At 57.6% G+C, this 15,972-nt stretch carries 13 protein-coding genes; 4 read left to right on the top strand and 9 right to left on the bottom strand.

Annotated elements, in window-relative coordinates; all coding sequences use genetic code 11:
• Positions 1–102: 102 nt before the first annotated feature.
• Positions 103–1,416 (top strand): MFS transporter, encoded by a 1,314-nt coding sequence (locus tag QZ534_RS01320; RefSeq protein WP_296930485.1) that lies wholly within the window; start codon positions 103–105, stop codon positions 1,414–1,416.
• A gap of 14 nt (positions 1,417–1,430) precedes the next feature.
• Here QZ534_RS01320 and QZ534_RS01315 read toward each other — a convergent pair whose 3' ends face one another.
• The 5 genes from QZ534_RS01315 to QZ534_RS01295 form a co-directional block, all read right to left on the bottom strand.
• Positions 1,431–1,796 carry a hypothetical protein gene (locus QZ534_RS01315; RefSeq protein WP_296930482.1) on the bottom strand — a complete coding sequence of 122 codons (366 nt, stop codon included), beginning with the start codon at positions 1,794–1,796 and terminating at the stop codon, positions 1,431–1,433.
• Between the two features lie 68 nt (positions 1,797–1,864).
• Positions 1,865–3,505 carry a methyl-accepting chemotaxis protein gene (locus tag QZ534_RS01310; protein WP_296930479.1) on the bottom strand — a complete coding sequence of 547 codons (1,641 nt, stop codon included), beginning with the start codon at positions 3,503–3,505 and terminating at the stop codon, positions 1,865–1,867.
• Positions 3,506–3,724: 219 nt separating this feature from the next.
• Positions 3,725–5,728, bottom strand: coding sequence for a PhoX family phosphatase (locus tag QZ534_RS01305; RefSeq protein ID WP_296930476.1), 2,004 nt, complete (start codon positions 5,726–5,728; stop codon positions 3,725–3,727).
• 179 nt (positions 5,729–5,907) lie between these two features.
• Positions 5,908–6,204 (bottom strand): hypothetical protein, encoded by a 297-nt coding sequence (locus QZ534_RS01300; RefSeq protein WP_296930474.1) that lies wholly within the window; start codon positions 6,202–6,204, stop codon positions 5,908–5,910.
• A 91-nt stretch (positions 6,205–6,295) separates the two neighbouring features.
• A complete protein-coding gene (locus tag QZ534_RS01295; protein ID WP_296930471.1) occupies positions 6,296–6,547 on the bottom strand; it encodes a hypothetical protein in 252 nt (83 codons plus the stop codon).
• A 184-nt stretch (positions 6,548–6,731) separates the two neighbouring features.
• Here QZ534_RS01295 and QZ534_RS01290 point away from each other — a divergent pair, with 184 nt between their 5' ends.
• Positions 6,732–8,000, top strand: coding sequence for an alkane 1-monooxygenase (locus QZ534_RS01290; protein WP_296930469.1), 1,269 nt, complete (start codon positions 6,732–6,734; stop codon positions 7,998–8,000).
• Between the two features lie 229 nt (positions 8,001–8,229).
• On the opposite strand, the gene QZ534_RS01285 is transcribed toward QZ534_RS01290, so the two are convergent.
• Both QZ534_RS01285 and QZ534_RS01280 read right to left on the bottom strand, forming a co-directional pair.
• On the bottom strand, positions 8,230–9,009 hold the full coding sequence (locus QZ534_RS01285; protein WP_296930466.1) for a crotonase/enoyl-CoA hydratase family protein: 780 nt from the start codon (positions 9,007–9,009) through the stop codon (positions 8,230–8,232).
• Positions 9,010–9,214: 205 nt separating this feature from the next.
• Entirely contained in the window at positions 9,215–11,017 is a 1,803-nt protein-coding gene (locus tag QZ534_RS01280; RefSeq protein ID WP_296930463.1) for an acyl-CoA dehydrogenase, read from the bottom strand.
• Positions 11,018–11,274: 257 nt separating this feature from the next.
• Between QZ534_RS01280 and QZ534_RS01275 the strand changes: the two genes are divergently transcribed.
• Both QZ534_RS01275 and QZ534_RS01270 read left to right on the top strand, forming a co-directional pair.
• Positions 11,275–12,270, top strand: a complete 996-nt coding sequence (locus tag QZ534_RS01275; RefSeq protein WP_296930460.1) for a helix-turn-helix domain-containing protein — start codon at positions 11,275–11,277, stop codon at positions 12,268–12,270.
• A 110-nt stretch (positions 12,271–12,380) separates the two neighbouring features.
• Positions 12,381–12,545: a hypothetical protein gene (locus tag QZ534_RS01270; protein WP_296930457.1), complete on the top strand. Its 165-nt coding sequence runs from the start codon at positions 12,381–12,383 to the stop codon at positions 12,543–12,545.
• 15 nt (positions 12,546–12,560) lie between these two features.
• Here QZ534_RS01270 and QZ534_RS01265 read toward each other — a convergent pair whose 3' ends face one another.
• On the bottom strand, positions 12,561–13,583 hold the full coding sequence (locus tag QZ534_RS01265) for a CNNM domain-containing protein (protein WP_296930454.1): 1,023 nt from the start codon (positions 13,581–13,583) through the stop codon (positions 12,561–12,563).
• Positions 13,580–15,634, bottom strand: a complete 2,055-nt coding sequence (locus QZ534_RS01260) for an NADPH-dependent 2,4-dienoyl-CoA reductase (RefSeq protein WP_296930451.1) — start codon at positions 15,632–15,634, stop codon at positions 13,580–13,582. Before QZ534_RS01260 ends, QZ534_RS01265 begins: the two co-directional genes overlap by 4 nt.
• Between the last annotated feature and the right edge of the window lie 338 nt (positions 15,635–15,972).

Here is a 15,972-nt window from a genome sequence, read left to right as displayed (position 1 = left end):
GTTTCGCCATCTGGTCTGATTGCCCGTAACTGGCGTACTCCGCACTTAAGAATAGGAGCCCACGCTGGTATCCTTTCGACTCATTTTCCGGAGGACAGCGGTTTGCCCGAGAGCAGAAAGGACACCATCGACCAGCTTTACAGCCTGATTGCCAACGAAGAAGATGCGCGGGTTTGTAAAGACATTCCGGAGGAAGCCTGCCGCGAGGTACCCCGTAATTTTTTCCTGATTCTCGCCAGTAACGTCCTGACCAAGCTGGGTGACTTGCTGATCAGTCCCAAAACCGTGCTGGCCTGGCTAATGAGCGCCATCGGAGCACCCGCCCTGGTGGCCTGGCTGGTACCAATCCGGGAGTCCGGCTCCCTGGTCCCACAGATGGTCATTGCAGCCTGGGTGCGCCGCAAACCCGTTCGCAAGTGGTTCTGGACCCTCGGGAGCTTCGGCCAGGCCGCCAGCGTCGTGGCCATGGCAGCCAGCATCTGGTTTCTTGAGGGTTACGCCGCCGGCTCGGGGATTATTGCCGCCCTGATCGTATTCTCTCTGGCCCGCGGATTCTGCTCAGTGTCCATGAAAGATGTGCAGGGCAAATGCATCCCGAAAACCCGCCGGGGGAGACTCAGCGGACTGGCCTCCACCATCGGCGGCTCTGCCACCGTTGTGTTGACCGCCCTGCTGTTCTGGGAGCGCGGCGATCCGACGGTTGCTTTTTATACCGTGCTCCTGCTTCTCGCCGGTGTGCTCTGGGTGATTGCGGGTTTTCTGTTCGCCGGAGTGAAAGAGTATGACGGTGAAACAGGCGGTGGGGGCAACGCCATCAACGAGGCGTTTCGGAGCCTTTCCCTGCTCCGCGATGATGTCCCGTTCAGAAACTTCGTGATCACCCGGGCCTTGCTACTCTGCTCGGCCCTGGCGTCGCCCTACTTCGTGGTGCTTGCTCAAAGAGAATCCGACATTGGCTGGATGCTGGGTATCTTCCTGCTGGCCAGCAGCCTCGCCAGTTCACTGAGTGCCAGCTTCTGGGGCTGGGCTGCAGACACCTCCAGCCGCAGGGTCATGATCCGTGGAGCGGCAATGGCCAGCGGCGTGTGCCTGCTCGTCGGCTTCACCGCGCTCTTCATCGGGACGGAAATCGGCAGCGTCTGGTTTTACCCGATCGCCTTTTTCGTGCTGAGCATTGCCCATGCGGGCGTCAGGCTGGGCCGTAAAACCTATCTGGTCGATATGGCCGGGGGTAACAAGCGCACCGATTACACGGCGGTGAGCAACACAGTCATCGGTGTTCTGCTGCTGGTTACCGGCGGCCTGACCGCCCTCGTATCGATGATCTCAGAAGTGGCGGTCATTATCGTTCTGGGCCTGATGGGACTGGCTGGGATGTTCAGTGCCATACGGCTGAAGGAAGTCACCGAAGATTGACCCACGGCGCCCTTTCAGGAGGGCGCCTTGCCGTCATTGAGGGCCAGGGCACCTTTAACAATCCGGTAGATGATCCAGATAGAAATACCAAGGATAATGAACCAGCCGATGATAATCGGGGTTGTCACGATGCCAATCACGGTCCAGAGCAGGCCAATCCAGAAGGTGCGGATTTGCCAGCGGAAGTGCTGCTCCACCCAGGTATTGCGGACGTCATCCAGTTTGACGTAATTGATAATCACGCCCGCCAGACCAGTAATGCCCCCTACGAAAAAAGACAACGCCTGAAGGATGTAGACCACCACTGCCAGATTACGCGCCGGGTCTCTGCGCCGGGAGGCGGGGTCTGCGTCGGCAGGAATAAACTCCGGTTCAGCCAAGTCAAGTCTCCTATTGATCGGTTAATCGGAGTCTACCACAGCCCCCATAGTCGAAAATCCCGACACGGTCAGTGATTATCCGGACGGTAGCCCAGCCGGAAACCGCCCCAATGCTTGCCATTGACATAAATAGGTACGGAGAGGTCATGCATGATTTCGCCGGTATCTCTGCGATAGGTCTGCAGGAGCATGTTCTCGGTGTGGGTGCCACAACGGATGCCTGTTCGATCGTTGAATAGCCGCTTGCTCCGGCTCTTGACCAGATCCACCTTCGGATCTCCGGTCGGTGCGTGGGCGAAATCGCGGTTGTGGGTCGGTACATACCCGTCTGGGGCAGCGGCTATGGCAAAGACAATGGCCTCATGGGCATTTTTCACCTGCTCCTGAATCGCCGGCAGATACTGATCGGTAAACTTGTCAAAGCTACTCGAGTACTTTGGCGGGTGGGTGTTCGGGATCGGAGTCCGGGTCTTGTCGAACAGCGCACTCTCAGAGAGCTTGCCATCCCGGATTGCCTGCTCGAACATCTGACCAATCTGGTCAGCGCCCGCTCTGGCCTGATCGAAGAAGGGACGGTGGTAACTTGCTTCGCTGTTCAATGCGAATGAGGCATTGGCTTTCTCCGCCAGTTCCATGAGTGTAGCCGCCTGCTCTGCCAACGAGGAAACACTGGTGTCGCTCTCGGAAATCTGGTCGCGCACGGTTTCAATCGCGGAGAACACCTGAGCCAGACTCTGCTCGTTGTTCTGGTCGATTTCAGCTATCCGGGCAACCTGTTGTTGAACCCGCTCGGACTGCTCACTGATCTGTTCAAGGCGCCCGCCCACACTTTCGACAGACGACAGCCCTTCCTCAATGCTGCGGGCGAGGTCTTCGATGCGGGACACGATGAGGGTGGTATCAGACCGTATTTCCTCCAGGGTTTCCGCCACTTCACCCGTTGCCTGAGCGGTTCGGCCCGCCAACTGGCGTACTTCGTCGGCCACCACCGCAAATCCGCGACCCTGATCGCCGGCCCTGGCCGCCTCGATGGCGGCGTTGAGGGCAAGCAGGTTGGTCTGTTCGGCAATACCCTGGATCGTGGTGGTCACGCCCTGGATCTTGTTGGATTTTTCGTTCAGTTCCTGGATCAGCCGAAGGTTTTCGCCGGATTGCTCATGCACAGCCCGCACACTGTCGATGGCCGATATCAAGGCTTCACGGCCCTCGGTACTAACCTGCTTGTTCTGAAGTGCCATGGTGGCTGCATTTGTGGCCTGTTCGGAGGACTCCCGGACAGTCTCGGTGATCTGGCCGGCGTAGTCGGCCATCTGGGCGGTTTCTTCCACCTGGCGGTCAAGCCGGAGCTTCAGTTGATCTGCTGCGAAAGACACCTGGGCTGCGGAGATAGCGTTTTTGTCGGCGCTCCCGGACAAGGTTTCCACCAAAGAGCGCCCCGCCCTGGCGTCGGCCAGCAGTTGGCGGCACTGGGCCTGCAGCGGATGACCGTCGGCCAGGGTGCCGTCATTCAGCGCCTGGAGACCTCGCTCGGTTGGCTCCAACACCCTGATAATCAGGAAGCCGCCGGCAGCCACAAGACCGACTACAAGACCGATGAGAATTGAGACGGGTTCCAGGCCTAGCAAAGGCGCCACCACTGCAGAGACGACTGCAAGAACAGCGGCAATCGCCACCCCCCATAGAACTGATGCCCGGTCCAATAAGCCCATAGAAACCTCTTCTTTTTTGTTATTTCTGCAAACATTTTGCTATTAAAGGCCATTGTGGAGACTAAAGAATTGACATGAGTTTATAACTCATACTTTAGTGTATTTAATATGCATATCGGCGGGGAATAGCGTTTCTGAAACAAAAAACCGCAAACCCGACGCACTCTGTTACCGAGTGGGCCGGGTTTGCGGTATTCAGAAGGCTACTTCAGCCTGGGCTCACGCGCCGATGACACCGCCGTCGTCCTTGGTAACGATGACAGTTGCATCGCGCGGGCGCGGATCGCTGGAATCCGGCCAGTTTCCGTCAGGGTGCTGGATGTTAACGAACATGGTCTTCACATCCGGAGTGGAGACAACGCCGGTTACCTCACAGCCCACGGGACCAACGAAGAAGCGCTTGATTTCGCGGGTCTCCGGATTGGCGGCCAGCATCATGTTGTTCTGGTACGGGGCAGCATCGGAGCCATCGGTCTGGATCCAGAGACGGCCATTGTAGTCGAACCACAGGCCATCCGGGCTGTTGAAGATGTTGTCGTCAGTCAGGGATACGATCACCTCGTCGTCTACCACGGTTTCCGTACCCTGCTCACCGGCGAACACAAAGATGTCCCAGTCAAAAGTGGTAGCGGTGTGGTCGTTGCCTTCCTCGCTCCAGCGAATGATGTGGCCAGTGCGGTTGTTAGCGTTCGGGTTCGCTGCATTCACCTGTTCTTCTGTCCGGCGGGAATTGTTGGTCAGGGTGAAATAAACCTGGCCAGAATTCGGGTCGACGGCCCCCCACTCCGGACGGTCCATCGGGGTTGCACCGGCGATATCGGCGGCCAGACGGGTGTTCAGAAGCACGTCAGCCTGGTTTTCAAAACCGTCAAACTGGACATCACCCACCTGAGTGCCCTCGGCCGCAGCAACCTTGGCCGCAAAGTCGGCGTCGTCGAGATCCAGTGACAACCAGTCGCCTGAACCGTCGTCATTGAACCGAGCTACGTAGAGAGTACCTTCATCCAACAGATATCCACCGGCCGTGGCGGCGTAGTAGGGCTTCGACGACACGAATTTGTAGATGTACTCGAAACGGGAGTCATCGCCGGAGTAGCAAACCACCGGTTCGCCTTCCCTGGCCGGTGCGAAGATCACACCCTCGTGACCGAATCGGCCCAGGGCTGTTCGCTTTTGTGGCTTGTTTTCAGGAGTAAACGGATCGATCTCAACCATGTAGCCGTAGGTGTTGGCTTCATTGCGATAGTCATCGGCAGCCGTTGCGCCAATGGTGCTCACATTGAATCGAACGTACTGGTCCTCAGCACTGTCGGCCAGTTCCCAGTCATATCGGCTGGAACTGCCTACGCCATGGCGGGACTGTTCCCGGGGCTGTGTGGCGTCACCGTTGGCGAAGTAGCCGTGCCAGTTCTCTTCAGCGGCCAGGTAGGTTCCCCAGGGGGTGGGCCCCATTGCACAGTTATTCAGCGTGCCGCGGGTCTCGGTTGCATCGGGGCTGTACTTAGTGATCAGTTTGCTATACCCGCGGACCGGACCACGAATATCCATTTCGGTGTTGCCGGTGATGCGACGGTTGAATGGGCTGCCAAACACAATATCCCACTTGCCATTGGCGTCTTGCTTGATGTGCACAACGGAAACACCGTGTGCAGCGATTTCCTTGCGAACTTCGTCCGCAGGGCGCATATCGTTAACATAGGTGGCTCCGTTGGCATGCAACGCACCCTGGGCAATGTACTCATGGTTCATCACCAGAAGGCCTTCGGTTGAGCTGTTGCCGCCAGCCTTCAGGTCAATCGGGAAGAAGTGCACGCCGTCGTGGTGCATGCCCACCTGCTGCTCCTGCTCCGCGCCGGTATTGGTGCCATCCGGCTTGTACTCAGGGTAAGACCCGGTGATGGGAGTGCCCCAGGGCAGGAATGTTTCGGAGGAGTAGCCTTCTGGAACAACCACTTCGTTAGCCGTTGATGTCGGCACCGCCTTGAAACCGATATCGGTGCTCGACACATTGCTGCTGGTGGTGCTGTCGTCGCTGTCGCTGCCACAGCCGGCAAGCCCCAGGCCCATAACACTGGCAAGCGCTGCGCCGACGCTGCCTTTCATCAGCGTGCGTCGCTGCATGCGTGCGGCAAGGACCTGGTGGAATGGGGTGTTTTCAGTATGGTTGACTACCGGCTCGTAGTTGGGATCCAGGTAATTGGGATCAAGGTCGTGCTTAGCCATGTTATTGCCTCTCTCAAAGAACAGCGGGTCAATGTTGTTGAGAGGCCAGTTTCGGCGGGAAATATGACAGTAAGCGGAAGTTAAAAAGACAAATGCGTTAACATTAGTTTACAAGGGTTGGCACCGGCGATCCGACCGCTCCGGGCAATCTGTTGCGCCAGAGCGGTCAGTCCACTCAATTACTGCTCCGTGGCTTCTTCATAGCCCTCTTCGATTGAATCGCCAGCTTCTTCGGCAGCATCACTCATGGCCTCACCAGCTTCCTCTGCGCCTTCCTGCAATTCGCCCATGGCACTTTCGTCCTGGCCGGTGGCTTCTTCCACGGTTTCCTCAGTGGAATCGGCCGCGTCCTCCATCATGTCTCCGGCGTTATCCGCAGCCTGCTCGACATCGACCCCTTCATTCTCTTCCGAACTGCAGGCAGCAAGGCCCAGTGAAAGCACCATCAAAAGCGCACTCAGTGTGAGCTTATTCATACCATATCCCTCTGTTGGTAAGTATTTACAACGGGGCACAGGGTACGGCGAGAGCTTTGGAAAACACAATTACCGACCGATTACCCTTTCGTTAGCCAGCGTTGTCAGAGAGCATCTGGCCATCGATGGTAATCAGGTGATCAAACGGAAGCATGGTGCCGCGCCCGAGTAGCAGAAAATCCTGACCGGCTCGGCTGAAGAGATCGCGAATAACATCATGAACCAGACAGATCTGGCCGGCGCTGTCGCGGTACACCACCTCGGCAAGCTTGCCGGACGACAGGTACTCACGAAGCATCCCTTGAACGGAGTATGAAGCAGTGGCAGAAGAAGGATTCGTCATGGCTGATTCTTCCTTGTGATCAAGCTCTTCTTATTTACATCAGTCTGGCTCAGAAACCAGATTTCTGCCAAAGAATTGGTTTTTGTCATTTCGAGCCAATGATCCCTATTGAACCTCGACGACCGTTGCATTGTTAGATTGTCCGACATAGATTGCAGTTACGCGCACCGAACGGGAGACAACAATGAACGCCAAAACCCCAGACAATCTGCAATCCCATCAGGTCACATCACCTGTCGAAAAAGAAGCCGCCGGCAACTGGAAAGACCCGAAACGCTACATGTGGCTACTCGGCCCTGCCCTGCCGGGAATCGGATTGGCCGCTCTCACAGGCTACGCCCTGGCCCCGAAAAAGCTGAAAGCCCTGGCCTGGACCGGCCCAGCGCTGGTGCACGGCATCATTCCCGCCCTGGACCGTGCGATTGGTGAGGATCAAAGCAACCCTCCAGAATCCGCCGTTAAGACACTGGAGCAGGACAAATACTACGACCGGATTGTAAAGGCCTTCATTCCCACCCAGTACGCCATGACCTTCATGGGCGCCTGGCTTGCCAGCCGCAAAAGCACGCCCCTGGACGACAAGATAGGCCTGACGCTCACGGTTGGCGCCATCAACGGCGTGGGCATCAACACGGCCCACGAACTCGGCCACAAGTCGAACAAGCTGAACAAGTTGCTGGCAATGGCGGCCCTGGCCCCCACCGGCTACACCCACTTTGTTGTTGAGCATAACTTCGGCCATCACAAACGGGTGGCAACGCCCGAAGATCCGGCCAGCAGCCGCATGGGTGAGAGTTTCTGGAAATTCCTGCCGCGCACGGTGCTGGGAGGCATCAAATCCTCCATCAAGATCGAAAAGAACAGACTTGCCCGCAAAGGTAAGAGCTTCTGGAGCCTGGACAACGAACTGCTTCAGGGCTGGGCCATGAGCGCCGGCTTCTTCGGCGCGACAACGCTGGTTTGCGGACCAAGAGCGGTTCCGTTCCTGGCAGCGCAGGCGGTATATGGCGCCAGCCTGCTCGAAAGCGTGAACTACATTGAGCACTATGGCCTGCTGCGCCAGAAGGATAAGAGCGGCAAGTACGAGCGCACCCAACCGGAGCACAGCTGGAACAGTAACCACATCGTGACCAATCTGTTCCTGTATCAGCTGCAGCGGCATTCAGATCATCACGCTCACCCCCAGCGCAGCTTCCAGGCCCTGCGGCATTTCGAGAAGGCACCGCAGCTACCCGGCGGTTATGCCTCGATGCTGTTGCCGGCCTATCTGCCGCAGTGGTGGTATGAAACCATGGATAAGCGGGTGATTGATCACTACGAGGGGGATCTGAGCAAGATTAACTGGGATCCAGATCGGAAGGAGGAACTGATGGCGAAATATGCGGACTACGCTGCGGAGGTGGCAGCAGAAGCGAAGGCTCGTCGCGAATCCTCGAATTCTGAGGCCGCCTGATTCTGCTTGCTCTTTAGCCCTGGCCCCAGCCTTCAGGGCCTGGTGCATGCAGCCGACCGGGGTCTTCCTTCCGGGAGACGCCGTGAACCCATCCATGGGGGCTTGATCGCAGCATCCTTGCTGCTCACACTCCCGGAAGGAAGACCCCGGTCGGCTGCCCGGACTACGGAAGAAAAAATCAGATCTGTTGAGATGGAGTGTGTCAGTGTTTCCTGAGAAAACTCAGGAATCACTTCCCTTTGAAAACGGCCTCTCGACGTTCCAGGAATGACTGGATTCCCTCTTTGACATCTTCACTGGCCATTACAGGCTGAAGATCCGGGAACAGACGCTGCTTTGCAGCCTCTTGGCCTTCGCTGACAGCGATCTTCGAGGATTTCAAACTGCCCTGAACGCCCAAGGGCGCCGCCTTTGCGATTTTGTCGGCGATTTCCAAGGCAACGTTGAACTGCTCGCCGGGTTCCACCAATTCCTGGATCAAACCCCACTGATAGGCCTGATCGGCCGTCCACTCATCGCCGGTCAGCAGGTATCGCTGCGCATTACCCCAACCGATTTCCCGTTGCAGGCGGATGGTGGCGCCGCCGCAGGCGAAGATTCCGCGTTTGACTTCCAGTTGGGCAAAGCGCGTTCCTTTGGCCGCGATTCGCACATCGGTGTTGAGCATCATCTCAACGCCGCAAGTGAAGCAGATACCCTGGGCGGCGAAAACCACGGGTTTGCTCAGCGCCTGACCAGTGATGTGGAAAGGATCCAGTTCGCCCTCGCCCGGTTCAATGCCTTTGCCATTGGCAAACACGCCAGCCCAGTCGTCCAGTTGCAGGCCACTGGTGAAGTGGTCGCCCTCGGCGTACATCAGGCCGACCCTGAGCTCAAGATCATTCTCCAATTGGTAATAAGCCGCCGCGATCTGGTGGTACATCTCGCGGTTCATGGCGTTCATTTTTTCCGGGCGGTTTAGCCCGATCAGCAGGATGTGCTGTTTCTTTTCAACGTTCACCAAAGCCATTTTCTTTTACCTTCTAAATGCTTTGCCGTTGCTTCCAGGCCGCACTCAAGCGGGGGCGCGACCGACGGGTTCGGCTTCCCGGGACCGTCTGTGGCCATGGATGGCCACAGCCGAGCGCACATGGATGTGCTTGTAGCGTGTCCCGGGAAGCCGCACCCGTTGGTCGCGCTTACTCCGATACCGGCAGGCCCAGAGCGCTCCTAAGTCAGAACCAATCGGCCTTCATGTTCAGGCAGGTATCGTCCTGATTGCGCAGCAGAACCAGATCCTGGGCCACAGTCGGCAACTCCCAGTGGAAGAAATACTGGGCCGCCTGCAGTTTGCCCTGGTAGAAATTGCGCTCATCATCGGTATTGGCTGAACCCAGGGCATGGGCCGCTGCGTTGGCCTGCCGCAACCACATCCAGGCCACCATGATGTGCCCAAACAAGTGCAGATAGCAGGAGGCGTTGGCCAGAGTTCTGTCGGGATCACCTTCCATCAGGGATTTACCCAGGCTCTGGGTAACCTTCACCGCCTGCTGCAGTGTTTCACTCAGGGACAGGGCCCACTGCTGGCAGCGATCGGTGGTGGCTGCCTGCAGATCTACCTGCATCTCTTGCATGAGCAGCTGCAAACCATGGCTCTGATCCTGCCAGATCTTCCTACCCAGCAGGTCCATGGCCTGAATGCCGTTGGTGCCCTCATGAATCGGATTCAGACGGTTGTCACGCCAGCACTGCTCCACCGGATACTCACGGGTGTAGCCAGCACCACCGTATACCTGGATGGCCAGATCGTTGGCCTTGGGGCCGTATTCGGACGGCCAGGCCTTGATCACCGGGGTGAGCAGGTCCAGAAGTTTACCGGCTTCCAGGCGTTTTTGTTCATCCGGGTGGGTATGCTGGTCGTCCATCAGCCGGGCGCCATAGAGGCACAGGGCCAGGCCACCCTCGCTGTAGGCTTTCTGGGCCAGCAACATGCGGCGCACGTCCGCGTGTTCGATGATCGGCACCTGCGGGGATTCCGGATTCTTCTCGCTGGCCTTGCGGCCCTGTAGCCGGTCCTTGGCGTACTCCAGGCTGTGCATGTAACCGCGATAACCGATCACAGCCGCACCAAAACCGACGCCAACCCGCGCTTCGTTCATCATCTGGAACATGTATTTCAGGCCCTGATGGGGCTCGCCCACCAGATAGCCGTGGCAGGGGGCATCGTCGCCGAAACTCAGTGCCGTTGAGGTGGTACCGCGGTAGCCCAGTTTGTGGATCAAACCGGCCAGGCTGACACCATTGCGCTCGGTGGGGTTACCTTCGTCATCTACCAGGAACTTGGGAACGATGAACAGGGAGATGCCCTTAACGCCCGCCGGTGCCCCTTTGATCTTGGCCAGCACCATGTGAACGATGTTGTCGGTGATGGACTGCTCGCCGCCTGAGATATAAATTTTTGCGCCCTTGATCAGGTAGTGCCCTTCATCGGTTGGCGACGCTGATGTGCGGATATCCGCCAGCGACGAGCCGGCATGGGGCTCGGTCAGCGCCATGGTTCCGCTGAACCGGCCGCTGAGCATGTTCGGCAGGAAGGTGTTTTTCTGCTTGTCGTTGCCGAACACACGAATGAGGTTGGCGGCAGCCGTGGTCAGGAAGGGGTAGCCGGCGGTGCCCGGGTTCGCAGCAGTGAAAAAGCCGTTGCAGGCGGCCATGACGGATTCGGGCAGTTGCATGCCTCCCAGTTCGTAGTCATAACGTCCGGCGATAAAGCCAGCCTGGGCGTAGGCATCAAAGGCTTCTTTTACCTGCGGCAGCATCTCGACCTGGCCGTTGACGAATTTCGGCTCATCTTTGTCGGCGGCGCTGTTGTGGGTGGCGAACTTCTCCCGGGCCATTTTGTCGGCAGTTTCGATGACGGCATCGAAGGTGTCGCGGTTGTGTTCGCTGAAGCGCTCGCGGGTGGTGAGGCTTTCGGTATCGAGGACTTCGTATAGTTGGAACGCCAGGTCGCGGCGGTCGATCAGGGTGTCGGTCATGCTTGGTCTCCTGTTTGTTGTCGACAGCCTCTCACAACTGGTTTTTTCTGGGAACCGGCGTTTATGACATAATTATGGTCATTATTGCCACGCCCAATATTTTTGGTGATCAAACCCACGCTTGACGACCGGCCACCAGCAAGGCATTCCCTCCCGGGACACGCTGTAAATACATCCCTGTACGCTTGACTGCAGCATCCATGCTGCAGACAGTCCCGGGAGGGAATGCCTCGCTGGTAGCCTGCCTTGGAGTTTGCATGCGAATAGTTTCAGTTATTGGTTTCGATGGCGCTTTAGCCAGCGCCATCACTGGGATTATTGATCTTTTCCGTCTTGCCGGCGTTACCTGGGCGCGGATTAACGATGAGACGCCGGCACCGCGGTTCACCACCCGGCTTCTGACCAAAGACGGAGCACCCTGCCGCTGCATCAACGGGCTGACCATTCAGTCGGACGGGGCCTGGAATGATCTGCTGCCGGGTGGCGACGGCAGTGATCTGGTGGTGATACCGACAATTGGCGGCCCAATTGATGTTGTTCTGGCTGGAAATGCAGAACTCATCCATTGGCTCAGTTCTTTTCAGTCATCAGACGCCGGTCAGGTCCGGGTTGCCAGTAACTGTACCGGGGCCTTCATGCTCGCCGAGGCGGGACTTCTGGATGGTCGTCAGGCGACGACGCACTGGGGTTTCAGCCATCAGTTCCGGCAGCGGTTCCCGACGGTGAATCTGCAGCCAGACAAGCTGGTGACGGTGGACGGCGACGTTGCCTGTGCCGGGGGCGGGATGGCCTGGTGGGATCTGGGTATTTACCTGGTGGAACGGTACGCCGGGGCTCAGGTGGCGCGGGAGCTGGCAAAGGCCTTTGTGATAGATGCGGGGCGAACCAGTCAGGCACCCTACGGCGCTCTGCAGGCCCGCCGCTACCATTCGGACGCGGCCATTCTAAAACTTCAGGACTGGCTGGATGGCCACTACAGTGAACACATAACCCTCCAGCGCCTGGCCTCATTGGGCGGGCTGACCGAGCGCTCGATGATTCGCCGATTCAAGACTGCAACTGGCGACACGCCCACCGGGTACCTGCAGCTTCTGCGGATTGAGGTGGCACGTCAGCATTTGGAGAAATCACGGCTGCCGATTGATGAAATCACGCAATTGGTGGGGTATGAAGACGTGAGCTCGTTCACTCGCCTCTTCCGTAAACATACCGGGCTCTCCCCGGGCGCCTACCGGTCACGGTTTGTCAGGTAATGTTTGGAAACGCCTGAATGGCCCGGGTTATGCATCTGTTTTCGGTGAAGGCCAATGTTCGGCCTGAAACGTAAAGAATACCGACAGGTGTCACTATGGGGAGGTCCGCCATGAATGCACCGATCAGACAAAGCCAGGCAGACATTCTAAGCAAGCTGTACGACATGAAGCGAAAGCAGATCGAGCAGGCACTTCAGCAAGGAAACAGCCTTCGGTGTCAGGTACTTGAAGCCGAGGCCGAGGCGATTTCCAACGCGCTGAAAGCCGCCCGGTAACCCTCAAATCCGTTTCTATCCGGAGCCATACTTCTTCAGGCGACGGCTCCAGCGCTGCTTCGCATACCGGCGAAGATTAGAGACATTGTCGGTTTCATCCATGATTTCCGTGCCCAAAAGTGTCTCCAGTATGTCCTCCAGCGTCACTATTCCCAGCCAGGTACCCAGTTCGTCATAGACCACTGCCAGGTGTTGCCGCTCTCTCAGCATGTCCGAGAACACGAATTCGATGTTGGTGTTGCCTTTCACCCGCTTGATCTTGCGCATGTGTTCCAGCAGGTCGACGTCGGCATCAAGATTGATCAGGTCAGCCCTGTGCAGGTAGCCAAGGGCCTCACCATCCTCGTCTATCACGGGATAGCGGGAGAACGGTGATTTTCTGACTTGCTCCCGGAACTGCTCGTAGGTGATGTCCGGGTCGACGTATTTACACACCGTCCGCGGTGTCATCACCGAACTGACCTTGATTTCGTGAAAGCGCAAGACGTTATGGATCATCCGCCGTTCATCTTCATCCAGGGCCTGTTGGTCCTTACCTATTTCTGCCAGGGCGCTAATCTCGGCGCGAATGTCCGTGTCTGCCTCACCGGAGGCAATGCGGCGAGTAACCTGTTTGGACAGCCAGATAAATGGCAGCAGTGCCTTGATCATGAAACCCAGAATGGCGGGCAATCTGGGAGCGATGCCCCGCCAATATTTGGCCCCGATGGTTTTGGGAATAATTTCCGAGAAGATCAGGATGGCCAGGGTCATCACTGCGGAGGCAATCCCCAACCACGCTTCACCGAAAACCACTGTGACCTGGGCCCCGACGCCGGTGGCGCCGACGGTGTGGGCAACAGTATTCAGTGTAAGGATTGCAGACAGCGGATCATCCACATCGTCTTTCAGCTTGCGCAACCGGGCGAAGAGCTGCGGCTTCTCTTTTTTTAATGAAGCGATGTAGCTGGGAGTGACCGAGAGCAGCGCCGCTTCAAGAATGGAGCACAAAAAGGAAAAGCCAATCGAAAGTACTGCGAAGGCAATAAGTAGTGTCATAGTTTGGCTGCGACTTCCGTTCCCTGCCGGATGGCCCGTTTTGCGTCGAGTTCTTCGGCAACGTCTGCGCCGCCGATCAAATGTGCGTTCACCCCAGAGTCCGACAACTGGTCGAAAAGTTCCCGGAAGGGTTCCTGACCGGCGCAAATTATCACATTGTCCACCGGCAGCACCCGACTTTCCGTAACCTTGCCCTCTTTATCGGTAAGGGAAATATGCAGTCCCTGGTCGTCGATGCGCTCATAGCGACACCCCCGGAGCATTTCCACTTCGCGATGTTTCAGGCTGTTGCGGTGAACCCAGCCCGAGGTCTTGCCCAGGCCCCCACCGACCTTGCCGGTTTTTCGCTGCATCAGATAAATCTTGCGGGGTGACGGGGTCGGTTGTCGTTCGGCCAGGCCACCGGGTCCATCAAAGTCCGGATTAACGCCCCATTCTGCCTGCCAGTCGGCAACACTGACCTGCTCGCCTTCGAGATGATGGCTGAAATCATGGGTCAGGAATTCGCTGACATCGAAACCAATGCCGCCGGCGCCGATAACCGCCACATTCTTACCAACGGGTTTGTTATGGCGAAGGACATCCAGATAGCCGAGCACTTTGGGGTGATCAATGCCCTCGATCGCCGGTGTTCTCGGCTTAACGCCAGTGGCGATCACCACATCATCGAACCCTTGCGCTTTCAGTGAGTCCGCGTCCACGCGGGTGCCTAGCTTGAGCTCAATCTCCAGGAGCTCGATCTGGCGCTGGAAGTAACGAAGGGTTTCGTAAAACTCTTCCTTGCCCGGGATGCGCTTGGCGTAGTTGAACTGGCCGCCGATCCGGTCACCCGCTTCGAACAGCGTCACTTTGTGGCCCCGTTTCGCAGCGGTTGTTGCCGCCGCCAGTCCCGCAGGTCCGGCGCCTACTACAGCAACTCGGCGCACAACGGGGGCCACCGTCAACACCAGCTCGGTTTCGTGGCAAGCTCTCGGGTTGACCAGGCAGGAGGCCCGCTTGGCCTGGAAAGCATGATCCAGGCAGGCCTGGTTGCAGGCTATGCAGGTGTTGATTTCATCGCTGCGCCCCTGCTCGGCCTTGCGCACAAACTCACTGTCTGCCAACAGGGGCCGTGCCATGGAAACCATATCGGCCTTGCCTGCGGCGAGGATTTCTTCCCCTTTCTCCGGGGTGTTGATGCGGTTGGTGGTACACACCGGGATATCTACTTCGCCATAGAACTTTGCAGTCACATTGGCGAAGCCACCGCGGGGAACCGAGGTAACAATGGTGGGGACCCGGGCTTCGTGCCAGCCAATGCCTGTGTTGATAATGGTGGCACCGGCCTGTTCGATGGCCTTGCCGAGCATCACGATCTGATCCCACGTCTGGCCACCTTCTACCAGGTCCAGCATCGACAACCGGTAGATAATGATGAATTCGGGCCCAACGGCCTCGCGCATGCGCCGGACAATTTCCACGGGCAGGCGCATGCGGTTCTCGTAAGGGCCGCCCCACTTGTCGGTGCGTTTATTGGTGCGCTCGCACAAGAACTGGTTGATAAAATAACCTTCCGAGCCCATCACCTCGACGCCGTCATAACCGGCGAACTTTGCGAGTTTCGCGGCACTGACAAAATCGTTGATCTGTCGCTCCACCCCTTTCGAGGAAAGGGCGCGGGCCTTGAACGGGCTGATTGGCGCTTTGGTTGCCGAGGCCGAGACAATCAACGGCTGGTAACCGTAGCGACCCGCATGCAGTATCTGCATGCAGATCTTGCCACCCGCCTCATGCACCGCTCCAGTCACATGGCGATGCAGCAGGGCCGTGGCCCGGTTGTTCATGGTTGAGGCAAGCGGGGCCAACTGCCCGACCAGATTTGGCGAGAATCCGCCCGTCACCATGAGCCCGACACCGCCTTCAGCCCGCTCCGCAAAGTACTGCGCGAATTTGTGGATATTCCAGAATCGGTCCTCAAGACCCGTGTGCATAGACCCCATCAGCACCCGGTTCTTCAGTTCCGTGAAGCCGAGATCCAGCGGTTTCAAAAGGTTGGGATAGGTGTCGCTCATGGGGCTCTCTCATGAAATATTTATCGGGAGTATACACTTGATCAATCGCAAGTTGACTTGACCTTCCAGACGGGCCACGTATCATCGGCAATCAAGTTCGACTGACGGAGCAACCATGACCGCAAGGTCCTTCGGCTGCACAAGAGTTACCCGCCCACCTGTTACCGCTGACATCGCGCGGCACCGGGGACGTCTACCGTACTTCCCCGACCCGCCTCTTTTCTGCTGATCCACCCCGCCCTGAATGCCGTAAAGGCCTTTTTGATCAATGTGCAGGGTGGCCGGCCGGAGACTAGACTCAGGCAAACATGCCTTCAATACTCACGTAAAAGAAAACC

Origin of the sequence: uncultured Marinobacter sp. (genome assembly GCF_913055835.1) — a bacterium.
Lineage (GTDB): Bacteria > Pseudomonadota > Gammaproteobacteria > Pseudomonadales > Oleiphilaceae > Marinobacter.
Note: the sequence above shows the minus strand (reverse complement) of the source record. Positions and strands in the feature narration are given on the sequence as shown.

Coding starts and splice junctions, on each gene's coding strand:
- QZ534_RS01310 (WP_296930479.1), bottom strand. CDS start 3,505: ATGGGCTTATTGGACCGGGCATCAGTTCTATGGGGGGTGGCGATTGCC.
- QZ534_RS01305 (WP_296930476.1), bottom strand. CDS start 5,728: ATGGCTAAGCACGACCTTGATCCCAATTACCTGGATCCCAACTACGAG.
- QZ534_RS01300 (WP_296930474.1), bottom strand. CDS start 6,204: ATGAATAAGCTCACACTGAGTGCGCTTTTGATGGTGCTTTCACTGGGC.
- QZ534_RS01295 (WP_296930471.1), bottom strand. CDS start 6,547: ATGACGAATCCTTCTTCTGCCACTGCTTCATACTCCGTTCAAGGGATG.
- QZ534_RS01290 (WP_296930469.1), top strand. CDS start 6,732: ATGAACGCCAAAACCCCAGACAATCTGCAATCCCATCAGGTCACATCA.
- QZ534_RS01285 (WP_296930466.1), bottom strand. CDS start 9,009: ATGGCTTTGGTGAACGTTGAAAAGAAACAGCACATCCTGCTGATCGGG.
- QZ534_RS01280 (WP_296930463.1), bottom strand. CDS start 11,017: ATGACCGACACCCTGATCGACCGCCGCGACCTGGCGTTCCAACTATAC.
- QZ534_RS01275 (WP_296930460.1), top strand. CDS start 11,275: ATGCGAATAGTTTCAGTTATTGGTTTCGATGGCGCTTTAGCCAGCGCC.
- QZ534_RS01270 (WP_296930457.1), top strand. CDS start 12,381: ATGAATGCACCGATCAGACAAAGCCAGGCAGACATTCTAAGCAAGCTG.
- QZ534_RS01265 (WP_296930454.1), bottom strand. CDS start 13,583: ATGACACTACTTATTGCCTTCGCAGTACTTTCGATTGGCTTTTCCTTT.
- QZ534_RS01260 (WP_296930451.1), bottom strand. CDS start 15,634: ATGAGCGACACCTATCCCAACCTTTTGAAACCGCTGGATCTCGGCTTC.